This is a genomic window from Streptomyces sp. NPDC058964 (genome assembly GCF_042741275.1).
In the GTDB taxonomy this organism is placed as follows: Bacteria; Actinomycetota; Actinomycetes; order Streptomycetales; family Streptomycetaceae; genus Streptomyces.
This window is the reverse complement of sequence record NZ_JBHYKH010000234.1, coordinates 7,876-11,744: the sequence shown is the minus strand read 5'-3', so window position 1 is coordinate 11,744 and position 3,869 is coordinate 7,876. Positions and strand designations below refer to the sequence as shown.

Sequence of the window (3,869 nt, the reverse complement as noted above, 5' to 3'; positions counted from 1 at the left end):
TGGGGTCGTTTTTTTTTGAACCCCCCCCGGGTGCGCGGGCGGCGGGGGCGCCCCCCGGGGGCGCTCGCCCCCCGGGGGGCGCCCCCCCCCCCCCCACAGCCGCGGACGTACGTCCGGGGGCTCGGGGGTCGTCCCCCGGAATGTTGCAGCCATGCGGCGATTATTCCAGCAATCCCGGTATGCCCGGGACTCAGGATCCGGTGCTGCCGAACTCGCGCTCCAGGGAGGCGATCTGGTTGGAACCGAGGCCACGCACGCGACGGCTCTCGGAGATACCGAGTCGCTCCATGATCTGCTTGGCGCGGACCTTGCCCACGCCCGGCAGGGACTCGAGCAGGGCGGAGACCTTCATCTTGCCGATGACGTCGTTCTCCTGGCCCTGCTTGATGACCTCATGGAGAGAGGCGCCGGAGTGCTTGAGTCGATTCTTGACCTCGGCCCGCTCCCGGCGAGCCGCGGCGGCCTTTTCGAGCGCGGCTGCGCGCTGTTCAGGGGTAAGGGGCGGAAGAGCCACGCCTACGTCACCTCGGATGTCGAACTGTCGGATACGGACCGGTGAGGAACCTAGTCGCCCCACACCTGGGGAGCCACGAGCAACACGCTTGCCCGTTCTCCCCCACTACCTGAAGGGTGCGGGGGTGCTCCCACTGCTCGGAGACTAGCGGTCGAGGCCGCCAGAGTCAGCGAGAACAGCGGAAAAGTCCTGGTCAGCCTCCGTCAGGCCGGACATTTCAGACATACTGCCCCGGATTTGAGGATGTATTCAGACTCAAGTCGTCCCGGCGGCACTCGCCGGGACAGTGTTCGGACACATTTCCGAGACCGGACGGAGACTCATCGGAGGACTCAGGCCGCGGTCACGGCCGTCCGGATCTCCTCCGCGAAGCGATCCGCGGCCGCGCGCAGGGCGCCGGCATCCGGACCGTGACGAAGAACACCCCGGCTGACGTTCGGCACGACGTTGCGCACCGCGGGCCCGAAGACCCCGGGAAGATCCGCCGGCGTCGCCCCCTGGGCGCCGATGCCCGGCGCGAGGAGGGGCCCGTTGATGTCCAGGTCGTACGAGGACAGATCGCCGAGCGTGGCGCCGACGACCGCGCCGAAGGAGCCCATGGGCTCCTCCCCCGCGTTCTCGGCGGCCAGGTGGGCCAGCATCGTCGCGCCCACGGTGCGCCCGCCGGGCCGCACGGCGTGCTGCACCTCGCCGCCCTCCGGGTTGGAGGTCAGCGCCAGCACGAACAGGCCCGCGCCGCTCTCCCGCGCCAGCACGACGGCCGGGCTCAGCGAGCCGTAGCCGAGGTAGGGCGAGACGGTCAGGGCGTCCGAGAACAGCGGGGAGTCCTTGTGCAGGAAGGCCTCGGCGTAGGCCGCCATGGTCGAGCCGATGTCGCCGCGCTTGGCGTCCATGACGACCAGGGCGCCGGCCGCCCGCGCCTCCTCGACGGACTTCTCCAGGACGGCGAGCCCGCGCGAGCCGAAGCGCTCGAAGAACGCGCTCTGCGGCTTGAGCACGGCGACCCGCCCGGCCATCGCCTCGACGACCGTGCGACTGAACCGCTCCAGGCCCGCGACGTCGTCGTTCAGCCCCCACTCGGCGAGCAGCGAGGCGTGCGGGTCGATGCCGACGCACAGCGGGCCGCGCTCGTCCATGGCGCGGCGCAGTCGTGCACCGAAGGGTTCGAGAGCGCTCATGCGGTCTTCCCTGCCTTCTTTACGTCGGCGCCGACCGCGTCGGCGAGGGTGGCGTACGGGCTCGTGCGCAGACGCGCGGCGAGCCCCTTGTGGATCGCGCGGCCCCAGAAGGGCCCCTCGTAGATGAAGGCGCTGTAGCCCTGGACCAGCGTGGCGCCCGCCAGGATGCGCTGCCAGGCGTCCTCGGCGGTCTCGACGCCACCGACGCCCACCAGGGTGATCCGGTCGCCCACACGCGCGTACAGGCGGCGCAGGACCTCCAGGGAGCGGGCCTTGAGCGGAGCGCCGGACAGCCCTCCCGTCTCCTTGACCAGGGCGGCCTCTGACCTCAGGCCGAGCCCCTCGCGCGCGATGGTGGTGTTCGTGGCGATGATCCCGTCCAGGCCGAGCTCGACGGCCAGGTCGGCGACCGCGTCGACGTCCTCGTCCGCGAGGTCCGGCGCGATCTTCACCAGGAGCGGGACCCGGCGCCGGGACACCGTGCGGTCGGCGGCCTCGCGCACGGCGCTCAGCAGCGGGCGCAGCGCCTCGGTCGCCTGCAGGTTGCGCAGCCCCGGCGTGTTCGGGGAGGAGACGTTGACGACCAGGTAGTCGGCGTAGGGGGCCAGCCGCTCGGTCGACTTCACGTAGTCGCCCACGGCCTCCGCCTCCGGGACGGCCTTGGTCTTGCCGATGTTCACGCCCACGACGGTCCTGAAGACCGGCTCACGGCTCGCGAGGCGGGCGGCGACGGCGAGGGAGCCGTCGTTGTTGAAGCCCATCCGGTTGATCAGCGCCCGGTCCTGGACGAGGCGGAACAGCCGCTTCCTGGGGTTGCCGGGCTGCGGCTCGCCCGTCACCGTGCCGATCTCGACGTGGTCGAAGCCCAGCATCGACATCCCGTCGATGGCGACCGCGTTCTTGTCGAAACCGGCGGCGAGTCCGAAGGGGCCGTGCATCCGGAGCCCGAAGGCCTCCGTGCGCAGCTCCTTGTACCTGGGCGCGAGGGCGGCCGCGACGAAGGTGCGCAGCACCGGGACGCGGACGGCGAGGCGGATCCACCGGAAGGCGAGGTGATGGGCCTGCTCCGGGTCCATCCGTTTGAAGACCAGACGGAAGAAAAGCTTGTACATGTAAGTGTCCTCATGACGAGGGGGACACCGTTTCCGATGTCCCCCTCGGGCTGCTAGTCGCGGGCCGCGGTCAGGTGTTCCGCGTGTTCCTGGAGCGAACGCACGCCCACGTCGCCGTGGTTGAGGGCGTCGATGCCCTGGACCGCGGCGGCGAGCGCCTGCACCGTCGTCAGGCAGGGCACGGACCGTGCGACGGCCGCCGTACGGATCTCGTAGCCGTCGAGGCGACCGCCGGTGCCGTACGGGGTGTTGACGATCAGGTCGACCTCGCCGTCGTGGATGAGCTGGACGATGGTCCGCTCACCGTTCGGGCCGACGCCCTCGGACTGCTTGCGCACGATCGTGGCGTGGATGCCGTTGCGCTTGAGGACCTCGGCCGTGCCGGACGTGGCCAGCAGCTCGAATCCGTGCGCGACCAGTTCACGGGCCGGGAAGATCATCGACCGCTTGTCCCGGTTGGCGACCGAGATGAACGCCCGGCCCTTCGTCGGCAGCGGGCCGTAGGCACCCGCCTGGGACTTGGCGTAGGCGGTGCCGAAGACGGAGTCGATGCCCATGACCTCGCCGGTGGAGCGCATCTCCGGGCCGAGCACGGTGTCCACGCCCCGGCCTTGGATGTCGCGGAACCGCGACCACGGCATGACCGCCTCCTTGACGGAGATCGGCGCGTCGAACGGCAGCTCGCCGCCGTCGCCGTGGGCCGGCAGCAGCCCCTCGGCGCGCAGCTCCGCGATGGTCGCGCCCAGGGAGATCCGGGCGGCGGCCTTGGCCAGCGGGACCGCGGTCGCCTTCGAGGTGAAGGGGACGGTGCGGGACGCGCGCGGGTTGGCCTCCAGGACGTACAGGATGTCCCCGGCCATCGCGAACTGGATGTTGATCAGGCCCCGGACGCCGACGCCCTTGGCGATGGCCTCGGTGGAGGTGCGCAGGCGCTTGATGTCGAAGCCGCCCAGCGTGATCGGCGGCAGCGCGCACGCGGAGTCACCGGAGTGGATGCCGGCCTCCTCGATGTGCTCCATGACGCCGCCGAGGTAGAGCTCCGCGGCGGGGGGCACTGGGGCGCGG

General features: G+C 71.1%; 3 protein-coding genes and 1 pseudogene. All 4 read right to left on the bottom strand.

The features are described from left to right. Window positions 1-190: 190 nt before the first annotated feature. Window positions 191-514, bottom strand: a complete 324-nt coding sequence (locus tag ACFW2E_RS26115) for an integration host factor (protein ID WP_003977346.1) — start codon at window positions 512-514, stop codon at window positions 191-193. 332 nt (window positions 515-846) lie between these two features. Further along, window positions 847-1,692, bottom strand: coding sequence for an orotidine-5'-phosphate decarboxylase (gene pyrF / locus ACFW2E_RS26110; RefSeq protein ID WP_384469506.1), 846 nt, complete (start codon window positions 1,690-1,692; stop codon window positions 847-849). After that, the gene (locus ACFW2E_RS26105; RefSeq protein ID WP_384469505.1) at window positions 1,689-2,804 is read right to left on the bottom strand and encodes a quinone-dependent dihydroorotate dehydrogenase; all 1,116 of its coding nucleotides are present in this window, start codon (window positions 2,802-2,804) and stop codon (window positions 1,689-1,691) included. Before ACFW2E_RS26105 ends, pyrF begins: the two co-directional genes overlap by 4 nt. A 53-nt stretch (window positions 2,805-2,857) precedes the next feature. Then, a pseudogene (gene carB / locus ACFW2E_RS26100) lies at window positions 2,858-3,869 on the bottom strand (carbamoyl phosphate synthase large subunit); the annotation flags it as partial.

Excerpts from the sequence above, each read along its gene's own strand:
- pyrF (WP_384469506.1), bottom strand. The coding sequence starts at position 1,692 with ATGAGCGCTCTCGAACCCTTCGGTGCACGACTGCGCCGCGCCATGGAC.
- ACFW2E_RS26105 (WP_384469505.1), bottom strand. The coding sequence starts at position 2,804 with ATGTACAAGCTTTTCTTCCGTCTGGTCTTCAAACGGATGGACCCGGAG.